This is a genomic window from Kitasatospora sp. NPDC093806 (assembly GCF_040683335.1).
In the GTDB taxonomy this organism is placed as follows: Bacteria; Actinomycetota; Actinomycetes; order Streptomycetales; family Streptomycetaceae; genus Kitasatospora.
In genome coordinates this window covers 139,794-154,557 of record NZ_JBFBDO010000001.1, presented here as the reverse complement: position 1 = coordinate 154,557, position 14,764 = coordinate 139,794, and the positions used below count along the sequence as shown (strand labels likewise).

Here is a 14,764-nt window from a genome sequence, read left to right as displayed (position 1 = left end):
AACCACCCCAAGCTCCCCTACCTGTAATCTGGAACTTACATATGGCGCAGAGAGCTGTCAATGGCGATGCGGACGGCCCGGGCCCGGACGGCGCGAAGGTCCGGCTCGTGGTGCCGAGCCGGACCTTCGAACGCGCTTTCCTGGGGTGACGCCGCGTCAGACCTGTGACCAGGAACGGAACTGGCGCAGACCGTAGAGCAGCGGCGGCTGCGGCTGCGGGTGGGTGATCCGCCGGGCCTCGCCGAACACCGTGACGTGGTCGCCGACCCGCTGGGTCAGCACCACCTCGCAGTCGGCCACCGTCCGGGCGTCCCGCACCAGGTGCGGTCCGGCCGAGTCCGGCACCGGCTCCCAGTCGATCAGGTCGAAGCGGTCCGGGTTGCCGGAGGCGAACAGCTGGGCGGTCTCCCGGGCGCTCTCGTGCAGCAGGTTCACCGCGAAGGCGCCGGACTTGACGATCGCCTCCAGGGTCGGGCTGCCGAAGCGCAGGCAGACCAGCAGGGTGGGCGGGTCGAGCGTGACGCTGCACATCGAGGAGCAGGTCATCCCGCGCGGCACCCCGTCCAGGTAGGTGGTGGTGACCGACACGCCCGTCGGGAAGCCGCTCATCATGGTCCGGAACTCGTCGGCCGTCACCTCGGCGGCGGACTGCAGGGTGGAGTCGGTCATCGTGCACCGCTTTCCTGGTCTACGGGAAGGTGGACGGGGGTCGGCCGGACCGGGGCGACGGGGGCCCGGCGGTCGACCAGGTTCAGCAGCGGCCCGGTCATGACGGTGGTCGTCACCGCCATCGTGATCAGGGCCAGCACCATCGGAGCCGTCAGGATCCCGGCGGCGTAGCCGGCCTGGATCACGATCAGCTCGGTCAGGCCGCGGGTGTTCATCAGCACGCCGATCCGGCGCGCGGTGTGCCGGTCCTCGCCGCCGAAGCGGGCGCCCAGGTAGCCGCCCAGCCCCTTGCCGAGGCAGCCGAGCAGCACGGTCACCAGGATCAGCGACCAGGACGCGGTGTCGAAGGCCCGGTTGAGCACGGTGATCCCGGTGGCCGCGAAGAAGGTCGGCACCAGCATCCGGCCGGCCCTGGTCACCGAGGCGACCGCCCGGGCCCAGGGCGCGGACTCGTCCCCGGGGATCGCCAGGCCGACCGCCGCGGCGCCGAGGATCGCGGTCATCCCCAGCTCCTCCACGGTGAAGGCCACCGCCAGGGCGGCCGTGCCGAGCGCGGTCGCGGCGGCCACCGGCAGCCTCGCGCAGAACTCCTGCGCGGCCCGGGTCCGCAGCAGGAACCGGATGGCGAGCGCGCACCCGCCGCCGAACAGCAGCGCGAGGGCGGAGCGCAGCGAACCGGCCGGGTCGCCGGCGCCCAGGCCGATCGCCACCGTCAGCAGCAGCCAGCCCAGCGCGTCGATGACGATCGCCGAGGACAGCGCCAGCCGTCCCGCCGAGGACTCGCTCATGCCCCGGTCGGCCAGGATCCGGGCCAGCACCGGGACGGCGGTGATGGACATCGTCACCGCGGTCATCAGCAGGAAGGCGGGCATCGGCGAGCCGCCCCGGGCCGCGTCGTCGCCGGTGACCAGCACCCAGCCGACCAGCAGCACCCCGGTGAGCAGCGGTGGGAGGAGAGATCCCGCCGAGACCCACGCGGTGGCGCGGCGCGGTGGCCGGTTCGGCCCGATCCGCAGTTTGTGGGCCAGGCCGACCAGGAAGAGCACCAGGCCGGCCTTGGCCACCAGTTTGACGTCGTCGAGCACCGGTGCGGGAAGTGCCGCGTCGAAGGCGCGGTCACCGAGCAGGGCGAGCGCGGCGGGCCCGGCCAGCAGGCCCGCCAGGATCTCCCCGATCACCCCGGGCTGGCGCAACCGCTCGGCCGCGCTCCTGCCCAGCTTGGCGATCAGCAGGACCACGGCCAGCGCCGCGGCCAGGTGTGCAATGCGAAGCAGGAGCCCGAGGACGTCCATGCCGAGCGATCCCTTCCGGTCGCGAGCAGGTCAGCGCATCTGGGCCGCGAAGTAGTCGTACGCCTTCGGCAGGACCTGGGCGAGCCGGTCGGTCTTCTCCCGGATGAGCCGGAACTCGCGCTCCGCCGCGGACGGGTCGGACAGGGCCAGGGCGGGCGAGGGCTTCAGCTCGATCCCACCGGTCCCGAGCAGGATGCACATGTACGAGTACGGGGGCAGCCCGTGGTAGCGCGGGAACACCGTCTCAGAATCGGGCAGCTGGGTCTTCCACTGCTCGATCCGCTCGGCCAGCGAGTCGGGGATCTGCCGGGTCTTGGTGTCCCGCCAGTACTGGTTGTCGGCGCGCTTGGCCCCGACGTAGTGCAGCACCAGGAACTCCCGGACGCCGTCCATGACGTTGGCGATGGCGCTGTTGTAGAGGTCGCGGTGGGTCGGGTTCCAGTCCTCGCCCGGGAAGTTCTTCACCAGCTGCTCGATCGCGTGGTGGATGAAGAAGATGCCGGTCGACTCCAGCGGCTCGACGAAGCCGCTGGCCAGGCCGATCGCGACGCAGTTGCGCGACCAGGAGTTGCGGCTGCGGCCGATCCGCATCTTGATGTGGTTGGCCTGGACGTCGTCGGCGGCGGGGCCGACGAACTTGCGCAGGGTGGCCTCGGCCTCCTCCGGGGACAGGTAGTCCTTGGCGTAGACGTAGCCGGTGCCGACCCGGCCCATCAGCGGGATGGTCCAGATCCAGCCGGCGTCCTGGGCGGTGGCGGTGGTGCAGGGGCGGATGCCCCGGCGCTCCATGTCCATCGGGACCTGGAGGGCGACCGCGCTGTCGTTCGGCAGGGTGTCCTGGTAGGAGATGAACGGCTCCTCCAGCGCCTTGTTCAGCAGCAGGCCGCGGAAGCCGGTGCAGTCGACGAACAGGTCGCCGGTGACGTCGCCGTGCTCCTTGGTGCGCACGCCGCTGATGAAGCCGCGCTCGTCCAGCTGGACGTCCTGCACGTCGTCGACGATGTGCTTGACGCCGCGCTCGACCGAGTAGGTGGTCAGGTACTTGGCCAGCAGCGCCGCCTCGAAGTGGTAGGCGTACGGGAACTGGGTCTTGCCCTGGTGCTCGGACATGGTGAGACCGGCCATCTCGTCGGCGGTCTCGTCGAACGGCTGGTCGATCAGGGTGCCGTCGAGCATCCGGGGGCTGAGGCCCTGGTCGATGACCGAGGCCATCACGAAGCAGTCCTTGTCGAACCGGTCGGTCGGGCCCTGCTGGAGCCACCAGTCGGTGAGCGGGAAGCCGTTGACCGACCGCATCTGCTCGAACGGGTGGTAGAAGTAGTGCCCGGGCTCGCGCCAGTTCTCGAAGCGCACCGCGAGCTTGTACGTGGCGTTGCACGCCGGCATCCAGTCCCGCTCCTTGAGTCCGAGGAACTCGAAGAAGTGCCGGATATCGCTGAAGGTGGCCTCCCCGACGCCCACCGTGCCGACGTTCCCCGATTCCACCAGGGTGATGTCGATCCGCTCGCCGAATGCCGCCTTGAGATACGAGGCGGTCATCCACCCGGCCGTTCCCCCGCCGACGATCACTACCTTGTTGAGCATCGCTTACTCCCGTCGCTGGCCTTGCCTGCGAATTCCCTGTGGTGGCGCCACCGAAAACGAAGCCTAGGTTTGCCGGCAAATCCTGGCTACGTATTTCAGGCACCCGTGAAAGTCGCAGGTCGCCCCGGGGGCCGGCGGCCGGCGGGCCGGGCGTCAGCGCGCTGTCAGTGCCGCTGGCCAGTATGGCGGCGTCGGCGGTGCCGCAGGGCACTCGAACTGCAATGGAGTTCTGCATGACACAGCAAGGACAGGTCCCGCCGTTCGCCGTGATCCCCGGCGCGCAGGTCCACCAGGTGCTGTCCGGCCAGGAGAAGCGGACGGTCGAATTGGTGGAGGCGGCCTATCGGCTGCACGGCGAGGGTGCCACGGTGAATCCCCCGTCGTACTTCCTGCGATTCCCCGACCGACCCTCCTCGCGCATCATCGCCCTGCCCGCCTCGCTCGGCGGTGAATCCCCGGTGGACGGGCTGAAATGGATTTCCAGCTTCCCGGAGAACGTTTCCGCGGGAATCCCCCGGGCGTCCGCGGTGCTGATCCTCAACGACCACGCGACCGGCTACCCGCTGGCCTGTCTGGAGAGCTCGATCGTCAGCGCGGCGCGGACCGCCGCCTCGGCGGCGCTGGCCGCCGACCGGCTGACCCGGGAGCGTGAGCGGCCCCGCCGGGTGGGCTTCATCGGCACCGGCCTGATCGCCCGCCACATCCACACCTACCTGGCCGCGACCGGCTGGGAGTTCGACGAGATCGGCGTGCACGACCTGTCCGCCGAGTCGGCGGAGGGCTTCCGCGACTACCTGGAGCGCTCCGGGACGGCCGGCCGGGTCGCCGTGCACGAGCGGGCCGAGGACCTGGTCCGCGGCTCCGACCTGATCGTGCTGGCCACCGTCGCGCCGAGCCCGCACCTCACCGAGCCGGCCTGGTTCGACCACCACCCGGTGGTGCTCAACGTCTCGCTGCGCGACCTGGCCCCCGAGGTGCTGCTCGACGCGGTGAACGTGCTGGACGACGTCGAGCACTGCCTGAAGGCCGACACCTCCCCGCACCTGACCGAACAGCTCACCGGCAACCGGGACTTCGTCGACGGGACGCTGTACGACGTGCTGACCGGCGCGCTGCGGGTGCCGGCCGGCCGGACGGTGGTCTTCTCGCCGTTCGGCCTCGGCGTCCTGGACCTGGCGGTCGGCCGGCACGTCCTGGACGAGGTGCGCCGCGGCGGCGGGCTCAACGTCGTCGAGGGCTTCTTCCACGAGGTCGACCGGTACGGGCGCGTCGCCGCGGCCGGCTCCTGAGGCGGGTGGGCCGATGTCCGTGATCACCGCGCCGGAGGACTTCCACGTCGACGACCTGTTCGTGGACCTGGGCCCGACCCTCGGGGCCCCGCTCTTCCTGAAGTGCGAGGCGTTCAACTTCGCCGGCTCGATCAAGCTCAAGGCCGCCGCGGCGATGGTGGCCGACGCCGAGGACCGGGGCGCGCTCGGCCCCGGCTCGGTGCTGGTCGAGTCCTCGTCGGGGAACCTCGGTGTCGCCCTGAGCCTGATCGCGGCCAGCAAGGGCTACCGGTTCCTGTGCGTGACCGACACCCGCTGCAACCTCACCACCCGGCGGATGATGGAGGCGATGGGGGCGCGGGTCCACACCGTCACCGAGCCGGACCCGGAGGGCGGCTTCCTGGGCGCCCGGCTGGACTACGTGCGCAAGCTGTGCGCGGGCGACAGCCGGTACCTGTGGCTGAACCAGTACCTCAACGAGTACAACTGGATCGCCCACCACCGGACCACCGCGCCGTCCATCGCCAAGCAGTTCCCCGACCTCGACGTGCTGTTCGTCGGCGCCGGGACGACCGGCACGCTGATGGGCTGCGCGCGCTACTTCCGGGAGTCCGGCCGCCGGGTGACCGTGGTGGCGGTGGACTCGGTCGGCTCGGTGATCTTCGGGGCCCCGCCGGGACCGCGGATGATCCCGGGGCTCGGCGCCGGCGTCCGGCCGCCGCTGCTGGACGAGTCCTACGTGGACGACGTCGTGCACGTCCCGGAGCCGGACGCGATCCGGATGTCCCACCGGCTGGCCTCCCGCGGGCTGCTGCTTGGCGGCTCGACCGGCACGGTGCTCGCCGGGGCGGTCGGCTGGCTGGCCGAGCACCGCGGGGACGAGCCGACCACCGCGGTGGCGATCGCACCGGACCTGGGCGAGCGCTACCTCGACAACGTGTTCCGGACCGACTGGGTGAACGAGGTCTACGGGGAGCACGTCCTGGACCTCGATCCGATCGGCTGACCAGCCCCCGACCGTCACTCGAAAAGCCCATGTCATCACGGTGGGCGACGTCAGACCCGCGACCCCCGCCTACCCCCAGGCGGGGGTCGCGCCGTGTCCAGGCTCGAATTCCCGTTCGGCGGACGGGAGTTCGAGGTGGGCGGCCGAACCGCGACGTTCTGGCCGAGTTTCGACTTTCAGTTGACCCTCCGGCCCAACACCTGTCATTCTCGACTTACACATGGTGGACGTGACGATCGGTAAGGAGCATGGGCCAGTGAAGAAGCAGCCGATCACCGTGAGGGTGGCGTGCTGGAGTGCGTTGCACCCCGGCAAGGCCATCGCCGGTTGGTTCGCGTTCGTCGTGCTGTGCCTCGCGGTGGGCATCGCGGCGGGGACGAACAACGCGGTGGCCAAGGACTACTACGTCGGCGAGTCCGGCCGGGCGGACAAGATCGCCGCCGCGTCCGGCCTCCAGCACAAGCCGGCCGAGCAGGTGATGATCTCCGCCAAGTCCGGCACGCTGGACAAGGCCAAGGCCGACGCCGTCGCGGCGGACATCACCGCCCGGATGGGCAAGCTGGCCGAGGTCGAGCAGGTGGCCGCGCCGGTGAAGTCCGCCGACGGCCGGATGACCATGGTCGAGGTGACCATGAAGGGCCCCGAGCTGGAGGCGAAGAAGAACGTCGCCCCGCTGCTGGAGCAGACCGAGCAGGTGCAGAAGGCCAACCCCGACCTGGTGGTCGAGGAGACCGGCAGCGGCTCGGTCAGCAAGGGCCTCAACGAACAGCGCAGCTCCGACCTCGCCACCTCCGAGGCGATCACCTTCCCGGTCACCCTGATCACCCTGGCGGTGGTCTTCGGCTCGGTGCTGATGGTCGGCGTCCCGCTGCTGCTGGCGATCTCCTCGATCATGGCGGCGATGGGCCTGTCCATGGTGATCTCGCACGTCATGCCGGACGCCGGCGTCGGCAACAACGTCATCCTGCTGATCGGCATGGCGGTCGGCGTCGACTACGCGCTCTTCTACCTCAAGCGTGAGCGCGAGGAGCAGAAGAACAGCGGCGGCAAGCTCAGCCCGGAGGCCGTGGTCGAGATCGCGGCGGCCACCTCGGGCCGGGCGGTGATGGTCTCCGGCGTCGCCGTGATCATCTCCACCGCCACCCTGTACCTGGCCACCGACATCATCTTCTCCTCGCTGGCCACCGGCGCCATCGTGGTCGTCCTGGTCGCCATGGCCAGCTCGATGACCGCGCTGCCCGCCCTGCTGGTGAAGATCGGCCACCGCGCCAACCGCCGGGCGGCCCGCCGCGCGGCCAAGGACGCCTCCCGCGGCACCGCGCCGAAGGCGGCCAAGCCGCGCAAGGCGGAGCTGGGCAAGGCCTGGACCGCCGTGCTCCGGCCGGCCAGCGAGAAGCCGGTCGCCACCCTGCTGATCTCCTGCCTGGCGATGGGCGCGCTGGCGCTGCCGGCCTTCGGGATGCAGCTGCGGGTGCTCAACCGCGACACCCACTCGCGGCAGATCCCGGCGATGCAGACCTACGACCGGCTGAACGACGCCTTCCCGCACCTGCGGGTCCAGCACACCGTGGTGGTCAGCGCGGACCCGGGCCAGGCCGGCGCGGTCGGCGCGGCGCTCCAGGAGCTCGGCCGCAAGGCGCAGGCCGACCCGGTGTTCGCCAAGGGGGTGCAGCCGCAGCTGCAGACCTCGGCCGACAAGCGGGTCAGCCAGCTCACCCTGAACGTGCCGTTCCGGCAGAGCTCGGACGAGGCCGGCGCCTCGCTGGACCACCTGCGCGACGACTACGTGCCCGCCACGGTCGGCAAGCTGTCCGGCGCGGAGTTCGGGGTCACCGGTGACTCGGCCCGCGACGCCGACTACCTGACCCACCAGAACGACAAGCTGCCGCTGGTGGTCGGCTTCCTGCTGCTGCTGACCTTCCTGATGACGGCCGTGGTGTTCCGCTCGGTGGTCATCGGCCTGGTCGGCGTGGTGCTCAACCTGATCTCGGTCGGCGGCTCGCTCGGCCTGCTGGTGATCTTCTTCCAGTGGGGCCTGGCGTCCACCCTGTTCGGCTTCGACGAGAGCGCCACCAACGCGATCGGTTCGCGGGTCCCGCTCTTCCTCTTCGTGATCCTGTTCGGCCTCTCGATGGACTACCAGGTCTTCGTGGTCAGCCGGATCCGCGAGGCGGTGCTGAGCGGGATGCCCACCCGGCAGGCGGTCCTGGACGGCATCGCCCGCTCGGCCAAGGTGGTCACCAGCGCCGCGGCGGTCATGGTGACGGTCTTCGCGAGCTTCATGTTCCTGCACCTGGCGGAGATGAAGCAGATCGGCTTCAGCCTCGCGGTCGCGGTCCTGCTGGACGCCTTCATCATCCGGGTGATGATCCTGCCGGCCGCGCTGACCCTGCTGGGCCGGCTGGCCTGGTGGCCCGCGAAGCTCCCGCGCCGGGGCGACGACCCGGCCGCGCCGGTGCCGGCCACGGTGGGAACGGGTGTCTGACCACACCCCCAGAGACTGGCGTCGGACCGGGGCCCCCGCCCGGTCCGGCGCCGCCTTTCGTGGCGGCCCGGGCAGCGGCCATACCATCCGGTCCGCCGCCGCTCGGCGAGATGGTATTTCCCCGCACCTGACAAATTCGACACGATGGGCCAGAGCTTACGACGACGGGGGTCCTGGCCATGGAAATTCTACTGCTCGGTTCGCTTTCGCTGTCCGTGGGGAATCGCCGCTGGGCGGTCGCCTCGAAGCGGGTCGGGGCGGTGCTGACGCTGCTGGCCGCGGCCCCCGGATCGGTGGTCACATTCGACCGGCTCATCGACGAGTTGTGGGCGGAGCAGCGTATTGCCAATGCCCGGAACGCGTTGCAGGCGAATATCGGCCGGCTGCGCAAGCTGCTCCAGTCGGTGACCGGCTCGGACGAGCTGGTCCGCACCGTCGGGCACGGCTACCTGCTGGACGTCCCGGCCGAGGCGGTGGACGCGCACCGCTTCCTCGTCCTGGCGGAGACCGGTGCCGAGCTGCTGGGCCACCACCCGGCGGAGGCGCTGCCGGTGCTGGAGCGGGCGCTCGGCCTGTGGCGCGGTCCGGCGCTGCAGGACGCGGTGAACTCCTGCGAGGGGATGCGCTGCCGGATCCAGGCGGCCCACTTGGAGGAGCGCCGGCTGACCGCCTACGAGGACCTCACCGAGGCCAAGCTGGCGCTGCGTCACAACCGGGTGTCGATAGCGGGCTTGCGGGAGGCGGCCGCCGAGCACCCGGAGCGGGAGCGGCTGAGCGAGCTGCTGATGCTCGCGCTCTACCAGGAGGGCCGGCAGACCGAGGCGCTGGACGTCTTCCACGGCGCCCGGCGGCGGCTGGTGAGCGATCTGGGACTGGAGCCCGGGCGGGCGATGCACCGGGTGTACCAGGCGATCCTGGAGCAGGACGAGGTGCTCGGGGAGCCCCGCCGGGCGCTGGGGGCGAGGATCGCCTAGCCCGAGGGAGGCCGGCCGGGAGTCCGCCGAGCGGACACCGGCGCGCGCCGAGCGGACGCCGCCGCGGGGGGACCCGCGGCGGCATAAACAATCGTCCACCAAGATCCGTAAAAGTCTCTTGGTGGACGATACAGGTATGCCCTGCTAGCATCGTGAATGCTCTTGCCGACATGCGGGAGAAAGTCTGGAATTACGTTTCGGGCGGTCGGCGGGGGCCTTCCGGTTCTTCGACGAGCGATTCCGCTTGGCCAGGGGGGCAGTGTGAATGTTGAACTACGCCATGCCAGGGTTGTCGCGACGATTTCCAATAATCGAAGTATATCCAAAGCGGCGGCCGAGCTCAAGATTCCACAACCTTCGCTCACGGCCCAGTTGCGAAGAATCGAGAAAGCGATGGGCGGGGAGCTCTTCATCCGCTCGCGCTCAGGAGTCGTCCCAACCATTCTGGGCGAGCGATTAATCCCCATGATGCTGGACCTCGTCGAGCGCGCCGACGCGCTGATCGCCGAGGCCTCCGCGACCGTCTCCGACATCCTCTGCTTCGGCAACGCCGAGTGGACCCCGCCGACCCTGCGGGGCGCGCTGCAGGCCGCGGTGCCCGGCAAAGAGGTGCGGACCGAGACGGTCGGACCGGACATCGCCGTCGCGGCCCTGCTGCGCGGAGCGCTGACGGCGGCGCTGGTCCCCGACGCCGGCATCGGGCCGCCGGAGAGCGAGCCGGAACCCGCGCTGGCCCGGGTGGTGGTGGTCCGCGAACCCGTCTGGGTGGCCCTGCCCAAGGGGCACCCGCTGGCCGAGCGGCCGATCGTGGGCGTCGCCGACCTCGCCGCGCTGAAGTGGGTCCGCTTCACCCGGGACCACTGGTTCCACCGGGTCGAGTCGGCCCTGTTCGAGGGCTTCGGCGTCACCCCGCAGCTGCTCCACCGGGTGGCCAGCCACGCCGAGGCGATGAGCTGGGTGAGCGAGGGCGGGGCGGCCGCGCTGGCCACGCCGACCGGGGCCAACAGCGACGTCCGGCTGGTGCCGCTCGCGGGCACCCGCCGCACCGAGATGCAGCTGATGTGGCGCAACGGCTCGATCAGCCGGGCCACGGTCGGCCGGCTGGCCGACACGGTCCGGCAATACTACTGCGAGTACGCCCGATCGATCCCCCGGTACTGGTCCTGGATCGCCGAACACCCGGAGGATTTCGCCGAATTGGGCGGGTATCCGACCAGCCCCGTCAGCGCCCGGTCAGCGGTGGGTCAGGGCCTTGTCAGGGCGCTCGACCAGCATGGCCGACATGAGCCTGAACACCGACGTTGAGCGTCGCGCCAAGATCAAGGAACTCGTCTGCGACATCCTCGAGATCGAGGAGGACGAGGTCACCGACACCAGCCTCTTCAAGGAGGACCACGACGCCGACTCGATGGGCGCCATCGAGATCCTGTCCCAGCTGGAGCGTGCCTTCGGCATCGACATCGACCAGGCCGAGCTGTCCCGGATGGTCAACCTGAACGGCGTGGCCGCCGTGGTGGAAGACGCCCTGGCCGCCAAGGCGTAACTCGGGTCTCGGGACGGGAGTGCACGTGCACGAGAACGAGCAACGGCCGCGCCGCGTCGTCATCACCGGCCTCGGCGTGGTCACCAGCATCGGCCTCGGCGTCCCCGCCTTCCTGGACGGCCTGCGGGCCGGCCGGAGCGGGGTCAAGCCGATCACGGCCTTCGACACGACGGGATTCGCCCACTCCAACGGGTGCGAGGTCGACGACTTCGCCCCGGGGGAGTGGATCCACCGGTTGGACCCGGACGAACTGGGGCGCGCCACCCAGTTCTCGGTGGCCGCCGCCAACATGGCGGTGGCCGACAGCGGGCTGAGCCCCGAGGAGCTCCGGCGCCGCCGGGCGCTGGTCTCGGTCGGCACGACTGACGCGGAGTCCCGCGACCTGGACGTGCTGGTCGGGCAGCAGCTGGAGCACGGCCCCGAGTCGTGGTCGGCGGACGTGGTCCGCCGGACCCAGGCCGGTGGGCTGTCGCTCGGCATCGTCCGCGAACTCGGCCTCACCGACGTCGAGGCGCTCACCATCCCGACCGCCTGCTCGGCCGGCAACTACGCCGTCGGCAGCGGGTTCGACGCGATCCGGGACGGCGACGCGGAGATCGCGCTGTGCGGCGGCGCCGACGCCGTCTGCCGCAAGACCTTCTCCGGCTTCTACCGGCTCGGCACCATCGCCCCGGACGCCTGCCGGCCCTTCGACAAGGACCGCAAGGGCATCCTCACCGGCGAGGGCGCCGGCATCCTGCTGATGGAGAGCCTGGAGTCGGCGACCGCCCGCGGCGCGCGGATCTACGCCGAGGTGCTCGGGTACGGGCTGAACTGCGACGCGCACCACCCGGTCGCGCCGGACCGGGACAGCCTGGCCCGCTGCATGGAGATCGCCCACCGCAACGCCGGGGTCAAGCCGGAGGACATCGACTTCATCTCCGCGCACGGCACCGGCACCAAGGCCAACGACGTGACCGAGGCCGGCGCCATCCGGCAGGTGTTCGACGCACCGCCGCCGGTGGTCTCGATCAAGTCGATGATCGGGCACGCGATGGGCGCGGCCAGCGCGCTGGCCTCGGCCGCCTGCGCGCTCGCCATCTCGCACGGCTTCATCCCGCCGACCATCAACCACCGGGAGACCGACCCGGAGTGCGGCGTGGACTGCGTGCCCAACGAGGCCAGGACCGCCGAGCTGAACATGGTCCAGAACAACGGGCTCGCCTTCGCGGGCAACAACGCCGTGCTGATCCTCGGCCGGTACCGGGAGGCGTCGTGACCACCGCACCGCAGACCGCCACCGACCGGGCCGGGCTGGTCTTCACCGCCTGGTCGGCGGTGTCCCCGTACGGGGTGGGCAGCGAGCCCTACCGGGACGGCGTGCTGGCCGGCCACTCCGGCGTCGGCGAGCTGGACCGGGAGGCCCACCCCGGCCCGTTCGCGCGGGCCGGCCTGATCCCGGACTTCAGCGCCGCGAAGTACGTCGGCAAGAAGGGCACCCGCAACATGGACCGGGTGACGGCGATCACCGTCACCGCGGTCGGGCGCCTGCTCGCCGACTGCGGACCGGGCCTGACGGAGCGTCCGGAGCAGATCGCGCTGGTGCTCGGGACCGGCTCCGGCAGCCTCCAGAGCACCATGGACTTCACCAAGGGCTCGCTCACCGGCGAGCGGCCGTACCACGTGGAACCGGCCAACTTCCCGAACGCCATCATGAACCGGGCCGCCGGGCAGAGCGCCATCTGGCACGGGCTCAAGGGTCCCAACACCACCATCACCGGCGGCCGGCTGGCCGGCCTGCTCGCGCTCAGCTACGCCGCCCGGCTGCACCGCGGCGGCCACGCCACCCGGGTGCTGTGCGGCGCCGCCGAGGAGTACTCGGAGCAGCGGGCCTGGATCGAGTGGCACGGCCGGGTGGGCGAGGACCGCGAGACCCCGCTCGGCGAGGGCGCCTCGGTCTGCCTGCTGGAGCGCGCCGAGGACGCGGTCGAGGCCGGGCGCACCCCGCTGGCCCGGCTGCTCGGCACCCGGTTCCGCGCGTTCGCCGAGCGCGGCGACGCCCGCGCGGCGCTCGCCGGCTGCGTCCGGGACGCGCTGGCCCGGGCCGGCGTGACCCCCGCGGACGTCACCCTGGTGGCGCCGCTGGGCGCGGGCGACGGCTTCGACACCGTCGAGGAGCAGGCGCTCGACGACGTGCTCGGGGCCTCGGCGGAGCCGGAGTGGATCCGCTGCCGGCCGCTGCTCGGCGACACCGCCGGCGCGGCGACCGGGCTCCAGCTGGCCGCGGTGCTGGCCCGGGCGGAGCTCGGCGGGCTGACCCCGGACGGGGTCGCGCTGGTCACCGGCATCGAGCGGGACGGCCAGGTCGGCTGTGCCGTGATCGGCGGGTGGGCGCGGTGACCGGGACGACGGACGGGTCGGCGGCCCGCAAGGTCGCCCTGGTGACCGGCGGCTCCCGGGGCATCGGCGCCCACGTGGTGGACCGGCTGGCCCGGGACGGCTACGACGTCGCGTTCTGCTACCGGTCGGACCAGGACGCGGCGGAGGCCGTCGCCAAGGAGGCGACCGGCCACGGCGCCGCGGTGCTGGCCCGCAAGGTGGACGTGGCCGACGCCGGCGAGGTGCGGACCTTCGTGAAGACGGTCGAGAAGGAGCTGGGGCCGCTGCACACGGTGGTCTCCTGCGCCGGCATCGTCCGGGACAACCCGCTGGTCATGCTCTCCGAGGCGGACTGGGACGCGGTGCTGCGGACCAACCTGGACGGCACCTACCACGTCTGCAAGGCCGCGGTCTTCGCGATGATGAAGCGCCGCACCGGCTCGCTGGTCACGCTGTCCTCGGTGGCCGGCGTGTACGGCAACGCCACCCAGGCCAACTACTCGGCCTCCAAGGCCGGACTGATCGGCTTCACCAAGGCGGTGGCGAAGGAGGCCGGCCCGTACGGGATCCGGGCCAACGTCGTCGCGCCGGGGTTCATCGAGACCGACATGATCTCCGGACTCGCCGAGGGCTACGCCGGGAAGATGGCCGAGCGCATCCCGCTGGGTCGGTTCGGCCGGCCCGAGGAGGTCGCGGACCTGGTCTCCTTCCTGGTGTCCGAGCGCGCGTCCTACATCACCGGCCAGGTGTTCGGCGTCGACGGCGGACTCGTCGTCTGAGGCCCGCCGGCCCTCTTCCTCCCGTCCTCAAAAGGGGTTCTTTGGCATGGCCAAGAAGACCAAGATTCCGCGGTTCTACTTCTCCCTGCGCAGCCCGTACTCCTGGCTGCTCCACCGGGAACTGACCACCCGGCTGCCCGACATCGCCGAGGGCGTCGAATGGGTGCCGTTCTGCGAGCCGGACGCCAAGACCACCGAGATGCTGGCCGAGTTCGGCGGCGAGTACGTGGTCGGCGAGATGACCCGGGCCAAGAACATGTACATCCTCCAGGACATCGGCCGGCTCGCGAAGGACCGGGGCATCGACATGACCTGGCCGGTGGACCGGGACTCGGTCTGGGAGGTCCCGCACCTGGGCTACCTGGTCGCCGAGGCCAAGGGCCAGGGCCGCGCCTACATCGCCGCCTGCTACCAGGCCCGCTTCCTGGAGGGCCGCGACATCTGCGACCCGAAGGTGGTCGGCGAGATCGGCGATTCGCTGGGCGTCGACGGCGACCTGGTCGCCGGCGCGGTCGACGACCCGGACCTGCGCGCCGAGGGCACCCGGCTGCTGGCCCAGGCCGGCACCGACGGGGTCTTCGGGGTGCCGTTCTTCGTCCACGGCTTCACCCGCTTCTGGGGTCTGGACCGGCTCGACGACTTCGCCGCCTACATGCGCGGCAAGGGCCTCGCCGCGACCTCCCTGCCGGAGCCGTACAACGGCGCCGTGCGGCTCGGCCCGTCGATCGACGACGGCCACGCGGGCGGCTGCGGCTGACCCGCCGGCACCGCACGCCAGTTGGGCAAACACCGCCGGGGCGCCAGGA

The 14,764-nt window shown here is 71.3% G+C and carries 13 protein-coding genes and 1 pseudogene; 11 read left to right on the top strand and 3 right to left on the bottom strand.

Translation table 11 applies throughout. The features are described from left to right. Positions 1–156: 156 nt before the first annotated feature. The 3 genes from AB0N76_RS00650 to AB0N76_RS00640 are packed head-to-tail and all read right to left on the bottom strand — an operon-like array spanning position 157 to position 3,545. Positions 157–669: a flavin reductase family protein gene (locus tag AB0N76_RS00650; RefSeq protein WP_363552028.1), complete on the bottom strand. Its 513-nt coding sequence runs from the start codon at positions 667–669 to the stop codon at positions 157–159. Next, positions 666–1,961, bottom strand: coding sequence for a cation:proton antiporter (locus AB0N76_RS00645; protein ID WP_363552026.1), 1,296 nt, complete (start codon positions 1,959–1,961; stop codon positions 666–668). Before AB0N76_RS00645 ends, AB0N76_RS00650 begins: the two co-directional genes overlap by 4 nt. A gap of 30 nt (positions 1,962–1,991) precedes the next feature. Then, complete coding sequence (locus tag AB0N76_RS00640) at positions 1,992–3,545, bottom strand: tryptophan halogenase family protein (protein WP_363552024.1); 1,554 nt, start codon at positions 3,543–3,545, stop codon at positions 1,992–1,994. Between the two features lie 233 nt (positions 3,546–3,778). Here AB0N76_RS00640 and sbnB point away from each other — a divergent pair, with 233 nt between their 5' ends. The 11 genes and pseudogenes from sbnB to AB0N76_RS00585 all read left to right on the top strand — a co-directional run bounded on the left by sbnB (position 3,779) and on the right by AB0N76_RS00585 (position 14,715). Then, positions 3,779–4,834 (top strand): 2,3-diaminopropionate biosynthesis protein SbnB, encoded by a 1,056-nt coding sequence (gene sbnB / locus AB0N76_RS00635; RefSeq protein WP_363552022.1) that lies wholly within the window; start codon positions 3,779–3,781, stop codon positions 4,832–4,834. A gap of 13 nt (positions 4,835–4,847) precedes the next feature. Beyond that, complete coding sequence (sbnA, locus tag AB0N76_RS00630; RefSeq protein WP_363552020.1) at positions 4,848–5,819, top strand: 2,3-diaminopropionate biosynthesis protein SbnA; 972 nt, start codon at positions 4,848–4,850, stop codon at positions 5,817–5,819. 220 nt (positions 5,820–6,039) lie between these two features. Then, complete coding sequence (locus AB0N76_RS00625; RefSeq protein WP_363552018.1) at positions 6,040–8,304, top strand: MMPL family transporter; 2,265 nt, start codon at positions 6,040–6,042, stop codon at positions 8,302–8,304. 179 nt (positions 8,305–8,483) lie between these two features. Next, positions 8,484–9,278 carry an AfsR/SARP family transcriptional regulator gene (locus AB0N76_RS00620; RefSeq protein ID WP_363552016.1) on the top strand — a complete coding sequence of 265 codons (795 nt, stop codon included), beginning with the start codon at positions 8,484–8,486 and terminating at the stop codon, positions 9,276–9,278. Between the two features lie 156 nt (positions 9,279–9,434). Further along, positions 9,435–9,719, top strand: a pseudogene (locus AB0N76_RS00615) (LysR family transcriptional regulator); the annotation flags it as partial. Between the two features lie 24 nt (positions 9,720–9,743). Beyond that, positions 9,744–10,583 carry a LysR substrate-binding domain-containing protein gene (locus AB0N76_RS00610; protein WP_363552235.1) on the top strand — a complete coding sequence of 280 codons (840 nt, stop codon included), beginning with the start codon at positions 9,744–9,746 and terminating at the stop codon, positions 10,581–10,583. Next, complete coding sequence (locus tag AB0N76_RS00605) at positions 10,561–10,821, top strand: acyl carrier protein (RefSeq protein ID WP_363552014.1); 261 nt, start codon at positions 10,561–10,563, stop codon at positions 10,819–10,821. Before AB0N76_RS00610 ends, AB0N76_RS00605 begins: the two co-directional genes overlap by 23 nt. A 25-nt stretch (positions 10,822–10,846) precedes the next feature. Then, positions 10,847–12,079: a beta-ketoacyl-[acyl-carrier-protein] synthase family protein gene (locus tag AB0N76_RS00600; RefSeq protein WP_363552012.1), complete on the top strand. Its 1,233-nt coding sequence runs from the start codon at positions 10,847–10,849 to the stop codon at positions 12,077–12,079. Beyond that, on the top strand, positions 12,076–13,200 hold the full coding sequence (locus tag AB0N76_RS00595; protein ID WP_363552010.1) for a beta-ketoacyl synthase N-terminal-like domain-containing protein: 1,125 nt from the start codon (positions 12,076–12,078) through the stop codon (positions 13,198–13,200). Before AB0N76_RS00600 ends, AB0N76_RS00595 begins: the two co-directional genes overlap by 4 nt. Further along, positions 13,197–13,958, top strand: coding sequence for a 3-oxoacyl-ACP reductase FabG (fabG, locus tag AB0N76_RS00590; RefSeq protein WP_363552008.1), 762 nt, complete (start codon positions 13,197–13,199; stop codon positions 13,956–13,958). Before AB0N76_RS00595 ends, fabG begins: the two co-directional genes overlap by 4 nt. A 46-nt stretch (positions 13,959–14,004) precedes the next feature. Next, positions 14,005–14,715 (top strand): DsbA family protein, encoded by a 711-nt coding sequence (locus AB0N76_RS00585; RefSeq protein WP_363552006.1) that lies wholly within the window; start codon positions 14,005–14,007, stop codon positions 14,713–14,715. Positions 14,716–14,764: the final 49 nt, after the last annotated feature.